General features: G+C 39.3%; 15 protein-coding genes. 6 read left to right on the top strand and 9 right to left on the bottom strand.

Features of this window, described 5'->3' with window-relative positions:
• Window positions 1–86 precede the first annotated feature (86 nt).
• The 3 genes from M9R32_RS08935 to M9R32_RS08925 all read right to left on the bottom strand — a co-directional run bounded on the left by M9R32_RS08935 (window position 87) and on the right by M9R32_RS08925 (window position 2,414).
• On the bottom strand, window positions 87–755 hold the full coding sequence (locus tag M9R32_RS08935) for a GDSL-type esterase/lipase family protein (RefSeq protein ID WP_269926392.1): 669 nt from the start codon (window positions 753–755) through the stop codon (window positions 87–89).
• Between the two features lie 288 nt (window positions 756–1,043).
• Complete coding sequence (locus M9R32_RS08930) at window positions 1,044–1,184, bottom strand: hypothetical protein (protein ID WP_269926391.1); 141 nt, start codon at window positions 1,182–1,184, stop codon at window positions 1,044–1,046.
• A gap of 12 nt (window positions 1,185–1,196) precedes the next feature.
• A complete protein-coding gene (locus M9R32_RS08925; RefSeq protein ID WP_269926390.1) occupies window positions 1,197–2,414 on the bottom strand; it encodes a helix-turn-helix domain-containing protein in 1,218 nt (405 codons plus the stop codon).
• 136 nt (window positions 2,415–2,550) lie between these two features.
• On the opposite strand from M9R32_RS08925, the gene M9R32_RS08920 reads away from it, so the two are divergent.
• Both M9R32_RS08920 and M9R32_RS08915 read left to right on the top strand, forming a co-directional pair.
• A complete protein-coding gene (locus M9R32_RS08920; RefSeq protein WP_269926389.1) occupies window positions 2,551–3,816 on the top strand; it encodes a S8 family peptidase in 1,266 nt (421 codons plus the stop codon).
• 365 nt (window positions 3,817–4,181) lie between these two features.
• Window positions 4,182–4,307 (top strand): hypothetical protein, encoded by a 126-nt coding sequence (locus M9R32_RS08915; protein WP_269926388.1) that lies wholly within the window; start codon window positions 4,182–4,184, stop codon window positions 4,305–4,307.
• A gap of 664 nt (window positions 4,308–4,971) precedes the next feature.
• On the opposite strand, the gene M9R32_RS08910 is transcribed toward M9R32_RS08915, so the two are convergent.
• Both M9R32_RS08910 and M9R32_RS08905 read right to left on the bottom strand, forming a co-directional pair.
• Window positions 4,972–6,498: a Na+/H+ antiporter NhaC family protein gene (locus tag M9R32_RS08910; protein WP_269926387.1), complete on the bottom strand. Its 1,527-nt coding sequence runs from the start codon at window positions 6,496–6,498 to the stop codon at window positions 4,972–4,974.
• 17 nt (window positions 6,499–6,515) lie between these two features.
• Window positions 6,516–7,607 carry an aminotransferase class V-fold PLP-dependent enzyme gene (locus tag M9R32_RS08905; protein WP_269926386.1) on the bottom strand — a complete coding sequence of 364 codons (1,092 nt, stop codon included), beginning with the start codon at window positions 7,605–7,607 and terminating at the stop codon, window positions 6,516–6,518.
• A 102-nt stretch (window positions 7,608–7,709) separates the two neighbouring features.
• Between M9R32_RS08905 and M9R32_RS08900 the strand changes: the two genes are divergently transcribed.
• Complete coding sequence (locus tag M9R32_RS08900; protein ID WP_269926385.1) at window positions 7,710–8,369, top strand: Crp/Fnr family transcriptional regulator; 660 nt, start codon at window positions 7,710–7,712, stop codon at window positions 8,367–8,369.
• 180 nt (window positions 8,370–8,549) lie between these two features.
• On the opposite strand, the gene M9R32_RS08895 is transcribed toward M9R32_RS08900, so the two are convergent.
• Together M9R32_RS08895 and M9R32_RS08890 are read right to left on the bottom strand one after the other, a co-directional pair.
• Complete coding sequence (locus tag M9R32_RS08895; protein WP_269926384.1) at window positions 8,550–10,748, bottom strand: S8 family peptidase; 2,199 nt, start codon at window positions 10,746–10,748, stop codon at window positions 8,550–8,552.
• Window positions 10,749–11,000: 252 nt separating this feature from the next.
• Window positions 11,001–11,663: a ribonuclease H family protein gene (locus tag M9R32_RS08890; RefSeq protein WP_269926383.1), complete on the bottom strand. Its 663-nt coding sequence runs from the start codon at window positions 11,661–11,663 to the stop codon at window positions 11,001–11,003.
• A 366-nt stretch (window positions 11,664–12,029) separates the two neighbouring features.
• Between M9R32_RS08890 and M9R32_RS08885 the strand changes: the two genes are divergently transcribed.
• A complete protein-coding gene (locus tag M9R32_RS08885) occupies window positions 12,030–13,424 on the top strand; it encodes an LVIVD repeat-containing protein (protein WP_269926382.1) in 1,395 nt (464 codons plus the stop codon).
• A gap of 66 nt (window positions 13,425–13,490) precedes the next feature.
• Here the strand turns inward: M9R32_RS08885 and M9R32_RS08880 are convergent, their stop codons facing one another.
• Together M9R32_RS08880 and M9R32_RS08875 are read right to left on the bottom strand one after the other, a co-directional pair.
• Window positions 13,491–14,003 (bottom strand): hypothetical protein, encoded by a 513-nt coding sequence (locus M9R32_RS08880; RefSeq protein ID WP_269926381.1) that lies wholly within the window; start codon window positions 14,001–14,003, stop codon window positions 13,491–13,493.
• A 36-nt stretch (window positions 14,004–14,039) separates the two neighbouring features.
• On the bottom strand, window positions 14,040–14,567 hold the full coding sequence (locus tag M9R32_RS08875; protein WP_269926380.1) for a GNAT family N-acetyltransferase: 528 nt from the start codon (window positions 14,565–14,567) through the stop codon (window positions 14,040–14,042).
• A gap of 702 nt (window positions 14,568–15,269) precedes the next feature.
• Between M9R32_RS08875 and M9R32_RS08870 the strand changes: the two genes are divergently transcribed.
• Both M9R32_RS08870 and M9R32_RS08865 read left to right on the top strand, forming a co-directional pair.
• Window positions 15,270–15,704 (top strand): hypothetical protein, encoded by a 435-nt coding sequence (locus tag M9R32_RS08870; RefSeq protein ID WP_269926379.1) that lies wholly within the window; start codon window positions 15,270–15,272, stop codon window positions 15,702–15,704.
• Between the two features lie 66 nt (window positions 15,705–15,770).
• Window positions 15,771–16,538, top strand: a complete 768-nt coding sequence (locus M9R32_RS08865; RefSeq protein ID WP_269926378.1) for a hypothetical protein — start codon at window positions 15,771–15,773, stop codon at window positions 16,536–16,538.
• Window positions 16,539–16,548: the final 10 nt, after the last annotated feature.

The following is a 16,548-nucleotide window of genomic DNA, read 5'->3' as shown; positions in this document are numbered from 1 at the left end:
GCTCTATTATTTTCTTTCTTACTATATGAAAATCCTTTTTGATCCCATCAAAAAAACCAGCAGCATCAACGCCACTGGTCATAACATTATAAATTCTCAATCCATAAATCGTATCCTTTACCTGTCAAATGAACCCCATCTACCGTTAATTCTTCTATCAACTGTCCATCAGCATCTTTAAAATGAGGATTCAAATTAACATATTCTAGCCTATGTTTCTTCGCTAGTTTTTGAAGAACGTCATTGAATTGATCAACGGTTTCGTTAGGAATTTTATTTGGGAAATCTTGATTGTTAACTGGAAGTATTGACTGGATAATCACTTTCGTCGATGCTTTATCAAACGACTGAATGATTTTTTCCATATTCTTTTCATACACATCCACTGGGACATTCTCAGCAATATCGTTAATGCCGATCAAAATATAAACTTCTTTCGGCTCGCGTTTCACCACTTCATCAATACGGTTTAATACACCTTTTGTTTTATCATCCACAATCCCTCGATTTAATACCACTTCTCCAGGAAAATACGTCTGTAACTCTCCGTGATCTGTAATACTGTCCCCGACGAAGATTTTTTCCACTTTCCCATAATCCAGTGAATCGTATAAATGAGTTTTCTGTAAATAATAAGCTGAAAAATCTTGGGGCTTTACTACTTCCTTAACCAATTCTTTTCCGCTTTTTTGAGACAAAGCATAACTGCCTACTCCAATTAACATGACATTAACGAGCAACGACAACTTCTTCAACCTGTACACATCCTATTTCTTTTCTAGCAGTAAAATTGCTATATTTATATAATAGTATTTCCGAAAATTACACTTACTAAACGCTACAAATATTGGATAATGCTATGTTAAGAATTATTCAATATTAGAAACTGGCTAGGCTTTTCCTCAAATCTTTCTATCTCTCCGCATCCAGACACAAAAAAACCAGTAGCTTTAACCACTACTGGTTTCAATAATTTTATATACATAAGAAAGATAAGTTCATTTCTTTAGGATTTTCTCATATCCCTAACATCCCTCTATAAATCAACCCACTGGTGGGCGAATAGGAATTGTATTCGAAATTTCATCAGTACCAGCCACCGTAATTTTAACATCTTTTACTTCATGGCTGTTTGCAAAATAAGCCAAACTCAAAATCAGTGCCAACAGAATCGTCTTTTTCATCCAAAACACTCCTCATAATATGAATTGCACGGCTTTTTCGTACTTTCCTTCACGCTTGTAATGCTCGGCTAGAATATGGGAAAAAGTTTGATGTGTTTCTTTCAGTTCGTCTATCTTCGCTGTGTAGGGAATCACTTTGTTTTCAAGGAAGGTCATGGCCTTTTGCTGTTGATCCGCCAGCAAGTGCAAATAGAATGTGGCGTACAGCTGATATGAGGTCATTTTCATCTTACAGGCCTGCTCATGCAATAACGTAAAGTCTCTTTTGCTGTCATTCATTCTATCAAGCTTATACTCCGTAACAGCCAGATTGTACAAACAAAGCAAATAGTTTTCCGTATTTTTTGGAAATAGGGCTGCGCTTTTCTTAAACATTTCCATTGCACTTGCGTAGTCACCCATGTGATGTTTCAGGTCGCCAATATTATGAAGCACTTGCGGTAGCAAGTCTTGTTGCTTTAACAATTCCGTGTTACGCAACAAATGTTCATAGTTTTCCAGCGCTTCCTCATACATCTTCGACTGAGAGTAATTAATGGCGAGTGCCATCTGCACGTGCAGGATCCTCATATAGTTGAATTGCTCTGTAAAAAAGCTTAGAGCTTTCTTTCCATACAAAATTGCGTGACCTGCCTGCTCCATATACCCCTTCACCAGTGCAAGATGATAGTATAATTCCCCTTCAAAGAAGTTCAACCCAGCATTTTCTTGGACGAGCTTGGAAAGCTTTTCATCGGCTTCTCCATACTTTCCCCGTAGTATTAAAGCTATCGCATTAAAATAGGAAAGTAAATACTGTTCATGTTGGGAAAAATTCTGACGGTGCGCTTGTAACCACTTAATCTGTCGTTCTGCGGCTTCAAGGTCCCTCTTAAACAAGTAGTAGCGCAGTTTGTACATTTCGTACAAGTAAATATAATCGGTAAAACCGATGATTTCTTTATGTGACTCCAGCTCCTTGAACGTCTCGTCCGCTTTCTCCCCTTCAACATAATTAATGTGAATCAGCAATTGTTTCTGCAATTTTTTAATTGTACGTTCACTTTCCTCAACGTCCTGCAGATCCACATCTAACCGTTCCAACAGCAGCCTAATCGTCTCAGAGTTCGCTTCCTTGCTGTTGTTTTCGATTTTACTGAGATGAGGAATGGAGCAAATCCCCATTGCCAGCTGATTTTGAGTCAGCTCTTTTTTTGTCCGATGATACTTGATCAATGAGCCAATTTGCATGTAATCACCTATTTACTAGTATTTTACTTTAAATTAAATAATAGAAGAAATTTTCCCAATAAACAAATAATAACTAGTGTGATAGGTTTGAGTTAGCAACAAAAACAAATTCCCCAACGAAAAGGAGCAAACAAACATGAACAAGTCGAAAAAAATCTTGATGAGCGTTTTATTGACAGCAAGTCTGGCAATCCCTACGGCAGGGGCAAGTGCTGCTACACAAAACACAGACAATGGTGCTGAGAAATTTCGTGTCTATGTAGAGTCAAACAATCTTTACCAGAAAGATATGCTGATGAAGCAATACGATGCACGCTGGGAACTGACCGAAAACGGTTTCTCTACAGACATGACACAACAACAATTCGAAGCGCTGCAAAAAAACAAAAATCTTAAACTAACAAAAGTTCAAGAAGTTAAATTGGATACGGATGTTCGTGCAACACAAAGCCAAGTACAAGCGGCTGAATATCCAACACACCAAACACCATGGGGCATTAAAGCCATCTATAATAACAGTAGCCAAACAACAACATCTGGTGGAGCAGGGATTAACATCGCCGTTCTTGATACAGGCGTTTACACTGCCCACTACGATTTAGAAAACACAGTGGAACAATGTAAAGACTTCACACAAGCAACTTCACTAGTCAATGGCGCATGTAACGATGCACACGGACATGGTACTCACGTAGCAGGATCAGCTCTTGCTGACGGAGGAGACGACGGTGCAGGTATTTACGGGGTAGCTCCTCAAGCTGACCTTTGGGCATACAAAGTACTTGGCGATAACGGCTCGGGTTACTCAGATGATATCGCTGCTGCCATCCGTCATGCGGCTGACCAAGCAACATCAACTGGTACAAAAACAGTGATCAACATGTCCCTTGGTTCTGCAGGAAATGACAGCTTAATCTCAAGTGCAGTTACGTATGCTTACAACAAAGGTGTACTTGTTGTGGCAGCTGCAGGAAATGAAGGTCCGAGCCAAGGCTCTATCGGTTACCCAGGCGCATTAGTTAACGCTGTTGCAGTCGCAGCATTAGAAAACGTTCAGCAAAACGGTACATACCGCGTTGCAGACTTCTCTTCTCGCGGATATGCTTCAACTGATGGTGATTATGTGATTCAACAAGGTGACGTTGAAATCTCAGCTCCAGGTGCTGCAATCTACTCAACATGGAACAACGGTGGATACAACACAATCAGTGGTACATCAATGGCATCACCACACGCAGCAGGTCTTGCTGCAAAACTTTGGGCATCAAACCCAAGCTGGTCAAACGCATCATTACGCGCCAACTTACAAAACCGTGCAAAAACATATGACATCAAAGGCGGTTACGGCGCAACAACTGGTGACGACTACGCATCAGGCTTCGGCTTCGCACGCGTAAAATAAACGCTAGATTACGAGATTCCTCGAAACAAATTTCATACCTAATAAGAAAGCTGCCGAAGATTCAATCTCGGCAGCTTTCTTTAGTTTTATAGGAATTCTAACGGCTTACATACTTTACAATAACGCCTCGTCCTCTGTTGTGTTCATGTTATCTCTAGTATTTTTCAGACTAAATTGGTCATTTTTCAGACGTGAATCATCAAAAGTCAGACGTGAACGTCATTTTTTCAGACGTCGTACGCCAAAAGTCAGACTGAACGTCTGCTCAGCTACTCAACAATACAATTATGAAAGGAAAAATAGTTTCCCAGTTTATCAAATAATGGCTTGTCCCCGCATATACTCCACAAAGGAGGCGGGTACATATGTCGTATTTCTTAATAATAACAGGAGGCTTTTTATTGACCTTGGCAATGCTTGGTGGTGCATTTGTTTATTTCCTTTCTCATGGACTAAAGTCTCGCGATGCATCGAAAATCGATCCGAAATAAGAGAATGGTAGACTCATAAAACAAGCACCCGATGCTCATATTCGGGTGCTTGTTGCATTGTTAATTCACTTAATTCAAAATCTCTTCTGTGTGTCTCCCCATTGCATTCTAACCAAGTGACATATGCTGAAGGGTAGATTACACGGAATGAGGTATGAGATTTGACGAATAATCCCTATTATCGGAATGGAGATGAATTTGATTCATCAAGCTTTCCACAAGGTTTCTCAAACGATTATTTTGAGCCACCTCCATTTGGACCACCACCCGGCGCCGGCTTGCCGCCCATGGCACCTCCCCCTGGCTTCTCCCCACCAATCCCCGCATGGCAGGTCGGACCTGGCGGAATCAGAAATTGTCTATTTAGCAACACGTACGTTTGGCTAAGGAACGGCAGAAGTTTTTGGTTCTTCCCTACATTTATTGGCAGACAAGTAATCGTTGGCTATCGTTGGAGAAGAAGGCGGGGATGGACATATCATTTTTTGAATCCGAACGAGATTCTTTCCTATCAATGCTTCTAACAGTTCGGGAACGTGGCCAACCATTCGACTTAGTGATGATTCAAATCATTGGATGAATATTCTGAAGGTGAAAATGAAAACAAGGTGCGAAGTGAATTGTCACTTCGCACCTTGTTTTTCTACTATAACTTGATTTTCATTTATACTGTAACGTGTTTTTTAACATCATTATTAAAAGATGAAGACTCTTCTACTGTCTTTCTTTTCGGTTCAACTGAATAATTCTCTTGGTCTCCATATATTTCAATGGTTTCCACTGCATGTTCTTGGTCAGTCATATAATCACGTCCGTAACCTGTAAATGCCGAAAACAGCATAACAAGTACCATAGCAATACAATAAAATACGAACGGCGCTACTCCCACTGGGGTGAAATTAGGATGAACTGTCATATCAACCATTCCGCCAACGAAAGCAAAAGGAATCAACACAGCCACCGAATAAGGAAGGAACCCGATTATTGATGTAGAGCAAGCGTCTAATAGATTACCTCTCCGCCAAGGTGTAATTTTAAATTTATGACCTAATCTTCTAACGAAATCTCCAAGCATAACCATCGTTGGTGTCCCTGCAGTCGTTAAGGCATTCACAAATAGTGTAACCAATACGATAGTGATTTCAGCTCGTTTTGGTGTTGTTGCAATTTGACTTGATTTTTCCATTAGCCAGTCTAGGAAATGACCTCGGTTCAGCGTACCAATCATACCCATTAGGAAGATAGTAAATACTGCAACTCCTACCATGCTCATTACACCATCAATAATGATTCCCCCGGCCATAAATTGAGCTCGGTCAATAAGTAAAATATCAGATATTGTAATAAGTCCAAAAGCAAAAGCAATTATTAATCCGACTACATTTGCATACAGTAACCCTTCCACCAAGTCTTTCCCTCTAGACATAAGGATTAGAAGAAGAATGGGAACTACAATCATGACTAGACCCAATGGATTCAATTTTTCAGTAAGCGTAACTGTTTCACCTGATCCGGCAGTAAAGGCAAAAACAGCGTAGGCGATGAGTGTTAATACCCCAGCAATAACAGCATATCGAATCCTACTTTTCACAACTTTTTCAATCGTTGTTCCTTGTGAATAAGCCGAAACGATTGTCGTATCTGAAATAGGCGCAAGATTGTCTCCTACGAAAGCTCCACCAATTATTGCCCCAATTATCAGAACTGGATCCCCTCCTAGAAGGTATCCTACCGGAAATAAAATTGGACTAGCGGCAATGAGTGTACCTACTGCAGTGCCTGTTGACATAGAGATTAGCGAACTAATTAAGAAAACGATTAATGGGAACCAAGCAATTGAGATACCCATTTCAAGAAAGCCCCAGATTAGTCCTTGAACAAGACCCGCAACTGCAAGTAATTTCGCCATAATACCTGCCAAAAACCAAGCGAATAGCATAATGGCCAGCATTTTTGAAGTGACACCTTCTATAAGGGCTTCAACGTAGATTTTTTTATTCTTAGCTAACAATAAACCCACAAAAATACCTAGTAAAATCATTGGCCAGAATGCTTCTGGAAGAGCTGCTCCACTTATACCTAGCCAAAGAATTCCTAAAAACATAACTGCGAATGGAACAAGTAACATAGGTACTCCACCGTAAAATTGTAAAGATTCTTTCGGTTCCTTCAAGGCATTATTTCCGTTCAATTGAATTTCCCCCTAACCTATTTCAATTGTTTTGCCAAAGCCTGGATTGCTGTTTTCACGTCTTCTTCGGTATTGTAATAATGCGGTGCTATACGAATGACATCATTTCTAGCAGAAAGAATAATACCTTCCTTCGCTAGCGATTGCTCTACCTCACTGGCATTGGTAAAGAATACGGCGGTTGTGGATCCTTTTTCCGTTAATTGAAACTGGCTCCGGCTTTCTAATCCAGTCTTTTGTATTTCTTGTTTCGCAACGTCTGATAATACTTCCAAATGTTTTTCTACTAGTTTCATATCAAGACCATTTAAAATCTTTAATGCTGCATGGGCTGCATACCCATTAATCATGGCAAATGTACCTGAATCAAAGCGTCTAGCACCATCAGCATATTCTTTACCTCTTACATCAAAGGCAAACGGATTCACTTGCCCGAACCAACCTGTTATTTTTGGTGTTAGTTCATTCGCGATTTTTTCATTTACATAGAGAAAAGCTATTCCTGGTATTCCAAGACCATACTTTTGCATTCCTGCTGCTAAGAAATCAATTTCCATGTCCTTTACATCAATTGGAGTTTGTCCAAAAGATTGATAGGCATCGACGAATAGGTATCCTCCTTTCTTATGTACACATGAAGAAATTTCCTTGAGATTTTGTTTGTAGCCATTGTAATAATTCACATGCGAGGTAGAGAATAATAACAAATCATCAGATAGGGCTGTCTCGTAATCTTTCAATGTATTGAAACCGCTTTCATTCTGTCTTAAGAATGATATCTCGAACTCATCCTCTGCAGAACGCCAAACGTGACCAATTGTGGGAAAATCAAAATCCGTGATAACCACTTTATTCCGTCGCCCATTAGGCTTTATACTCGTAGCGATTGCAGATGCGGCGTGTGACACACTTGATAGAATAGCGATTTCATTTACATTGGCATTAATTTGTTGAGCAAAAAGCTCTCGTGCTCCTTCACACTCAGCCATCCACTGCATCCAATTCATCCCCTGGTGTTCCAATGAATCAGTATATTGTTGGAGAGCTTCTTTCACAGAAATATGCATCGCACTTTGTGAACAACTTGAAAGTTGTATCTTGTTTTTCAAAATCGGGAACTGCTTTCTAAATTGTTCTGTTTCTACCATATTTATTTTCAAACCTTTCTAAAGTAAGATAAACGTATGAGGTGGTCGGAAGGATGTGTTAGAGTGTTTAAAGAATTATCCCCCTGGTTTGAATTCCCTTGTAAAGACTGGACCAAAATGTATGAATATGGAATCGAAAAAACAATCGGTACCGACCAAACAATCTATACAGTGAATGACCGTTCCGAAAACATCTTTATCATTAAAGAGGGTCGAGTTCGACTCTTCCATACATCCCATGAAGGTAAAGAAAAGGCACTGATCATCATGTGCAATGGAACCATCATTGGAGATTCCCAACTTGGGGGTTTCTATTTTGAAGAAGCCATAACGGCATCCGAAACGACCTATGTGGAATTTGGAAAGAAAAGATTTGAAGAGCTTATGAATACGGATCATACTTTACTAAAACACCGCATTGACTTTTTAAATAAAAAATCACAAACACTAGCCGTATCAAATTTACTTATTTCTTGTTACGACGGGGAAACCAGAATTCGCTATGCAATATTTCACTTAGCAAAACAGTTTGGAACACCTTTAAGAAATGGTGCTATAAGGATTTTTATGCAATTTACTCAACAAGAATTGGCTGACCTTGTAGGAACAAGCAGAGTCACAGTTGCCAATATGATTAACTCATTTGTGCAAAAAGGACTTATTACAAAAGACGGCAGATTTTACATCATCCCTTCCATTGAAAGAATCATTCCAGATGAATAAGTTATTATTCTCTTATAAGTTTAAAATCTAAATGATTTCAATTATGTAAAACAGTTTACATTAGCTGAATTTTCTGTGTTTTTAATTCAAAAATTTTTATCTAACAAACCTTGTCCTAAAAAGTATTCTTTTCTTCAAAAAAAGACAACACATCTAATCGATGTGTTGCCTTTTGATACATCAGTTATCCAATTCTGACAACCGATACATAAATACTGCCAACTGACCACGTGTTATTGGATATGAAACACCAAATTTCGTAGGCGTGAGTCCGTCTGTGATATCATTTGCCACTAAAGCTCCTACGGCAATGCTATATTTCGAAGATACATCTGTAAATGGTAATTTGCTTCCGTCTGATGATAGTTTGTACGCGCGTTGCAGGATAATAGCTACTTCTCCACGAGTCAATGTATCGTAAGCTCCGAATCTAGTAGTTGTTTTACCGCCAACAATCCCCGCTTCCTTCAGTGCATTGACTGCTCCGATCGCTCTCTCAGGTACATCTGTAAATCCGGATGCTTTTGCGGTTTCTGTATTCAAGCCAAGTTCCATGGCCAACCAGATAGCTGCATCCGCACGAATAATATTCTGTGTTACACCAAATTCCGTTGTTGAAACTCCACGGGTAATTTGTCTTTGCACCAAGTAAGTTACGGCTGGTGAATAGAAGGATGTGACATCCTGGAATTTCGGCGCAGCTTGAGACTGTGGTTCCGGACTATTGATGACAATCATCGTCGATTGCCCTTCATAGGTTGCCGTTATGGTTGTAGTGCCATAGCCGTTGAATTGGACTTTTCCTCCCATCACCGTTGCCACTGAAGTGTTCGCCGTAGACCAATCTGCGAATTCCGTTACATCTTGGACTTGGCCATTTTTGTAAGTAGCCTTTACGGTAATATCTAAAATATCTCCTGGCTTACCGATGAGAGAAGTATTGGTTGCTTCAAGTTTCACCATAGGATTTGGTTCTGGTTGAGGAAGCGGTACATCTACCACAATGACAGCTGTTTGTTCCTTGTAGGTCACCGTCACGGTCGTAGTGCCATATCCTTTTAATTCCACCTTGCCACTCGTCACTTCAGCTACTGCAGGGTTACTCGACGTCCATACAGCTTCACTTGTTACGTTTTGATTTGCACCATCCGTATAAGTCGCTGTTGCAGTGACATTACGAACTAATCCTGGTGATCCAGATATAGAATTTTCACTTAAAATCATGCCCGTTAAGGGGTTTGCTTTTTCAAGTTCAACAGGGTCCAAGTAGGATGATGCTTGAATGAAACCGTAACCGAATAATGGATCTCTACCTGCCTTACCCAAATCTAAGGTATGGTCAGTCAGTACTTGACGGAGTTGATCATTAGTAAGTTCTGGATAAGCTTGTTTCAGTAACGCAAGCTGTCCCGTTACATAAGGCGTCGCCATGGATGTTCCGCTCATATAAGCGTATTGATTGTCTAAGTATGTACTTAAAATATCAACACCAGGAGCGGCCACTTCGACTTCTGGTCCCGTCGAGGAAAAAGATGCACGCCCAAAATAACGGTCAACAGCACCGACACCGATGACCGAAGCATAGCGAGCGGGAAAATCAACCGTATCATCCAGACCATCCGGAGCACCATCATTTCCAGCAGCTGCCACAATTAACAGACCACTTGCATATGCCTTGTTCACAACATTAAGGAAAGAACGGGTACTAGTTTGAGTCCCTGAGCTTAAGTTGATGATGTCCATACCGTTTGCAATCGACCAATCAATTCCCTCAATTAAATCGGACAGATATGCTTCGCCATCTCGATTAAATGCCTTTACCGCATAAAGTTCGGTTTCATAGGCGACACCTTTCACACCAAAACTGTTATTGCGCGCACCGATGATGCCAGCGACATGTGTTCCGTGTCCTTCATCATCATTATAGGAAGAAGTGTAACTAACAGTGGAAACGCCACCTGCTATCTCTAAGTCACTGTGAGTAGAGATGCCCGAATCGATCACGGCGACTTTAATCCCTTTACCGGTAAAACCAGAATTCCATGCAGAAGGAACGCGTGTAGACGCAATTCCCCAATCTTCCATCTGGGCACTCAGCTTGATGATGAAATCCTCTTCTACAAGTTGCACTGAAGAATCTTCTCGAAGTTCAGCCACTTCCTCCGAAGTTATTTCAACAGACGCCATATCCACTTCCGCATATGCCTCTGACATTTCACCGCCCGCATCCAAGACCGCCTCGAGCATTTCCTGTTCAGTCAGTTCTTCATCAAACACAACGAGCATTCGTTTCTCATCGTGTTCTTCTGCAGATACCATGCTGATTCCGTAAAACCAAATCAGTCCTGTTATGGATATTCCAGTAACAAATTTATTCAATATCTCTTCCCCTTTCTTACTATTCGTTATCTTAATAGAAGAAACTATTCCACAGTCATAATATCTAATAACATACTAGTCTCCTGGTATTGAAGATACAAGAAAATCTTTATTATCTTATACCCATATTTTGTTTAATTAAATAGTTATTTTCAAAATATACCCAAATTAAATTTGTCATCTAGAATCCTCATAGTAAAAGCGGCCGAAAAATTAATTTCGTCCGCTTCTTTATTCTCTATTAACAATAACCTACTCCGCCTTCAACTCACTAGTCGCCAGTATCTCGACTCCATTCAATGCTTGCGTTGCCAGACGATCCGCTTCGGCATTCGATTTACGAGGTACTAACTTATATTCAGGTTGAACTCCAAGTTCGTTCAACTTATCGTCAATCCGGTCTGCCCAACTAGAAAGGTTGGATTCGAGTGCTGGCCATTCGCCATTCAACTGGTTGATGACGACTTGTGAATCCCCAACGATTTTGACCGGGAGATGATGGACATTTAGAAGCTCGAGCTCCTGCAGGCACAAATATAGTGCAGCATATTCCGCTTCATTATTCGAAATCAATTCCGAAGAAGGCGCGTTCCGTCGCAACCTGTATGACTTTCCACTCTGCTCATAATAGATGACACAACCTAATCCAGAGCTGCTCGTTTCAACGTCAAACCCACCGTCGAAATAAACCGTGATATTGTGTGGTTCAGTTTCAAGCCCTTTCAAATACTGCTTCATTTCTTTTATCGTCCATGTACTGTCGTGCTCGTCAGTATATACTACCTTTTTGGTACGTTTCGTCCGTTCCAGATCTTCTGCAATCAGTAATGCATGTGCAATTGGCAACTCTTCGGATTGGAAGACAGTCTCGAGACCTTTAGGTGTTTTGTAATTCCACTCGATTCTGATTTTCATCGCAAGACCTCCTTTAATATCAACTTGTGTACTCATTATATTCCCTTTCAAAGTCATATAAACAATTTTGAATCTATCGTACAGCGTTAAATGAAAAGTATGTAATTTGACCTAGTATTTAACTTGTTTAGATTCATCTAAAAATTATTTTAAAAAATATCGGGTTAACCTTATTATTTTTGTTTTAAGTTAGGAATATTGTTATATATTTACAATAAGTAAAAAGACGGATGTAAATAATTCCAAATATTCAGTAATATATACATATACTATTTCGGGTAGCTTAATATCCGAAGGAAAGTGAGGCAACCAAGTACCAATAGATACTTATAGTTTGTAAATTCGAGATGACGAGGAGGAAAATGGATGAATAAAAAATTCTGGAAGAATACTGCGTTGGCTGGCATCATGACTTTTTCTGTTACAGGAACAACCGTTTATGCCCATGACGAACTTGGTGGGTCTGGAGAAAAAGGAGAAAATTTAGCAGGTGTTGAATTATCAGTACCGTTATTGGAAGGCAGTAAAAACTTAGGGAATCTGAAAGAAGTGGCATCTATTCCTTTGAAAGAAATTCAAACTGGAGTCAAAAATTCCACAGCTGATGTTTATGCGTATAAAGGGTACGCATATCTTGGCACTCATTCAGCCAACGGTGGAGCTGGCGGTGTCAGGGTATTTGATATGAAGGATCCTTCCAACCCAGTGGAGGTCTCCTCTTTTGCGAGCATTAAAGGTACTTGGCAAGAAAAAGTGATTGTGAAGTCGGTCAACACACCTGATTTCAAAGGCGATCTAGCTGTAGTCAGTGTTCAGCAACTCGATCGTTTTAATCATGACACTAAAGGTGGTTTCGTTTTATACGATGTGACGAATCCAGAAAATCCGAAGAAACTTGGGTTCTGGGAGTCACCTTCTCCGGCACGAGGAACACATGAACTTTACTTAACAGTTCAAGGAAATAATATTTACGTATTGACGGCTGATTGTTATGCGGACTATTATTCACACGGAAAGAACATGGACGTGTCATTCGTTGACGTTAGCAATCCAACGAACCCTGAAACTATTTATGAATTTGATCCACGCGAGTATATCCCAGAAGTGAATGATGCCAATTACGATGGCTACAACTGGACAGATGAAGAAGGAGTTAAAAGAACTGCCTTTGCTCATAGTGTAAAAACCGATGACAATGGAACGACTGCTTACCTTTCTTATTGGGATTTAGGTACAATTATCCTCGATATTAGCGATGCAAAAAATCCTGTCTATCTAGGGCGAACTGATTTTAATAACACCGTTCAAGGAGCTGCACATTCCATGGATCTTGCTCGAGGCGGTACTGTGCTCGTTGAGACACGTGAAGTGTTTGGTCCGGTTCGAGAAGGATTTGAATCGGCTTATGGATACACGATGATTTATGATATTAAAGATAAAACAAATCCGAAACTCCTGAGTACATTCAAAACGGATTTCACTGAGAAAATTCCGGGCGGTGCAACAGTCCATGACCCGAAAGTACATGGAAATACACTTTACCTATCGCATTATTCTGGTGGAGTGAGAGCTGTTGACATTTCAAACCCTTCTTCTCCAGTCGAAACAGGCGCTTATATTCCAAGCAAATCAAATATCTGGGGAGTATTCGTCGATCGGAACTACGTATTGGCTTCAGACATGGGACAAGGCTTGAAAGTGTTACAGAAGAACGGAAGTACAAATCAATCACAACAGAGTTCATACTCGATGATTGAATAGTATAGTAGCAACTTACGCAAAGAGCCTGTTGAAAAATCTCAACAGGCTCTTTCCTTTCCATCCTTTTTATTGAAAATCATAAATGTCTACAATTCGGTCGGCTCTCACCCGATTGTGGCAAAGCTTGAATACCTGATCCAAAAAATTTTCTATTTCTCTAGTTGAATTCGGAAGTGGAATGTTCATTGTCGTCGATCCAAAGGTTTGCTTATAATACGATTTTCGGATGTCGTTTTTACCGTCTCTTTTTAACGGGTTGTATTTCCACGATAGAAAACTCACGTCATCTTCTTCAATTATTTTATTTAGCTCGGCTAGTGTGGTGGATTTATCATGTGCATAGATAACCAAATAGTAATTGTCATTGCGGTGCCAATCGATGAATAAAAAATAATAGCGCTCGTCCCCGATTTTTGAAACATCATAAGCAGCGATAACCGGTTTTCCATTTGCCCATTGATGGAATTGAATCAAGATGTTATTGGGAGTTGCCAATTTGATCAATTCATATTTTGTAGAATTGACTTCATCCAATTGATCTAAATAAGTACTTATGAGTCCAGCCAGTTTTTTCTCCATTTGCCCAAACCCATTATTATTAAATTAGTATACTCACTACTTATTTCTCAAAACCGTGATAAAACCATCCAAGATCTCATGACTAACCGTAAACCCTTTACGTTGATAGAATTCGAGTGCGTTGTCATTCCCATTCGAGACAAAGATAAAAACATCTTCCACTTCCTCAAACTTCTTTAACCACTCCATCGACATTTTGAAAAGCGTGGACCCAACACTGTATTGCCTATATTCTTCCTTAATATAAAACTGCGACAAACAACCTACACACTTTCCACTAACGCTTCCGAGATCAAAGAAAGTAGCAAATTCATTCGAATAGGTTTCTTTTGGAGAAATGTTCGAATAAACATACCCAACAATTTGTTCGCCGTCCTTAACAACAACCGTGTAATTATGTACTGCTTTTTTTACTGAGGGCCTCAATCTCGTATCAAAATTCATATTATCAAACAGTTCTGGAGTGATAGTTGCTTTCGATTTTTGAAAGACCATCAGCTCATTACAAGCATCTCTAAGACATTCAATGTTCTCATCAGACAGAATTTCGTAAGTTAACTTCAATTAGTCCATTCCTTTCTTATTCTTTTATTTAATTCTATACCAGTTTCTAATTCGTTGATATGTCTTATGGTTATCACTCAGCATAATCATCTCCTCAGAATTTCACCATGTTCTAATCATGCAAATTGATTAAAAGCTCTCACTCTTTGTCCTTGAGATATACATAAACGAATAACTTTGGGTAACAATAAAAAGTTCTGCATAATTCGGTTATAAATACATATATTTTTGGAGAGAATGTCTCAGGTGGGAGTTATTGGGAATTTAGAGCGGACTTTTTTGCTTTGATAACATTTAAGACCATCTTTAATTTCCAATTTTTCGTTTCGACTTTTTAATACAAAGAAAAATATGGAATCGACAGAAGATTACAAAACCTCTTATGTACTAATAACTTTTTATGATTTAAATTAAGGATGTAGGAAAAACGAATCAATAAAAACGAATCGTTTGATTTTTTTCATATTTGTATAGATATTTATATCCAAAATATTAGTAATAAATGTAAATTTAATTATGAGTATAAAGTGATTCTTCACTTTTACTATAAATTATTCTGGTCGAATGACCCCAAGGGAGAGGTAAAATGAATCTACTTTTCAATTCAGCTTATTCGTAACAAAATTTGCATCATCTATTGGCTCCAATTGTTGCTCACAAGTTTTGAAAGAGTCGTCAAACAATTGGAAGGGAGAGGAATTATTGAAAAAGATTATTGGAATTATTGTTGCATCCTCTGTGCTACTTGGCGCAGGAACAATGTATGCGAAATCCGATCCGGCAGCCAACCTTTCTAATTGGTATGAGCATTCATTTCAAAATGAAAGCGACAAGTTAGGGGCGGCGACAGGCTCTGGTCTATGGAAAACGTTTTCGAACGTTAAAATCTTTGTAAGTGAAGCCAAACATACTTTTGACAGCTCGCTTACAAGCTTCACAACAAAACGTGCAAGTGAAGCAATCTCCGAAATTGAACGATATCAAATCGAGACTGAAAATCGTTTGAATCAGACAGTTTTGGAAATAAAAGATGGAAACCTCAAAGTGTACGCAAAAAAAGCCAATACAAATGAGGATATTGAAGAAGACGTCGAACAAAGCGTAGAAGAAATTTTAGAAGATGTATTAAATGAATAACTTTCAAATGAATCTAGCAAAATGCTTGAATTCATACAAAAAACCAACCACAAAGGGGACATTCAAATGTTAAAAACAATCAAAGGTAAAGTAATCGCAGGAACAGTATCAGTAGCTCTACTATCTAGTGCAGGTGTAGCATTTGCTAATTCGTCAGCGGGGGATAATCTAGAAAATTGGTATGAAAACCAGTTTGGAGCAGCTAGTTCGGATATCGTTGATGGTGTTGAAAGTCATGTAACAAGTAATTTAAATGGATGGGCAACTGAATATGCAGGTTTAAGAGCGGCTGCAGGTACAAGCATTGGCAATGATCGTGATGCTGCAAAAGAATTAGCAAGTACTAATATCGACAATAGAACGCAAGAACATATCGATTCAATTAACTCAATGCAGATTGAAATTGAAGGATATATGAATGGTCAATTTGCTGCTTTAGAAACTGCGGCAGACACATTAATTTTACAAGCTGGAAATGCAGCAACAAATTATGCAAATAACGATTTAACTGGTTTTACTGGTTCTCAAGGTGATGCAGCACGTGCTAGCTTGATTACTGATTTAGGAAACAAACAGACTGAAGCAGTAACAGCGCTACAGACAGCAATTGCTGAAGCAAAAGCTGATCTTCAAGGTCAATTAGACGCAAATGAAACTGCAACTACTCAAGCAATTAAAGATGCGATTGATGCGAAAATTGTGGAACTTCGTGGCACTATCACACAAAAGCGTGATGATTTAGTAGCTGCTCAAAAAGTTCTTATTGACGCTAAAGCACTTGAGTTAGAGAATGCTGCAAAAGCTGCATTACAAACTGTGGTTGACGGCATTTAATTAGTAATTT

The organism is Paenisporosarcina quisquiliarum, from assembly GCF_027563315.1.
Lineage (GTDB): Bacteria > Bacillota > Bacilli > Bacillales_A > Planococcaceae > Paenisporosarcina > Paenisporosarcina quisquiliarum.
This window is presented reverse-complemented; position numbering and strand designations above follow the sequence as displayed.

Coding starts and splice junctions, on each gene's coding strand:
- M9R32_RS08930 (WP_269926391.1), bottom strand. CDS start 1,184: ATGAAAAAGACGATTCTGTTGGCACTGATTTTGAGTTTGGCTTATTTT.
- M9R32_RS08925 (WP_269926390.1), bottom strand. CDS start 2,414: ATGCAAATTGGCTCATTGATCAAGTATCATCGGACAAAAAAAGAGCTG.
- M9R32_RS08920 (WP_269926389.1), top strand. CDS start 2,551: ATGAACAAGTCGAAAAAAATCTTGATGAGCGTTTTATTGACAGCAAGT.
- M9R32_RS08915 (WP_269926388.1), top strand. CDS start 4,182: ATGTCGTATTTCTTAATAATAACAGGAGGCTTTTTATTGACCTTGGCA.
- M9R32_RS08890 (WP_269926383.1), bottom strand. CDS start 11,663: ATGAAAATCAGAATCGAGTGGAATTACAAAACACCTAAAGGTCTCGAG.
- M9R32_RS08885 (WP_269926382.1), top strand. CDS start 12,030: ATGAATAAAAAATTCTGGAAGAATACTGCGTTGGCTGGCATCATGACT.
- M9R32_RS08880 (WP_269926381.1), bottom strand. CDS start 14,003: ATGGAGAAAAAACTGGCTGGACTCATAAGTACTTATTTAGATCAATTG.
- M9R32_RS08865 (WP_269926378.1), top strand. CDS start 15,771: ATGTTAAAAACAATCAAAGGTAAAGTAATCGCAGGAACAGTATCAGTA.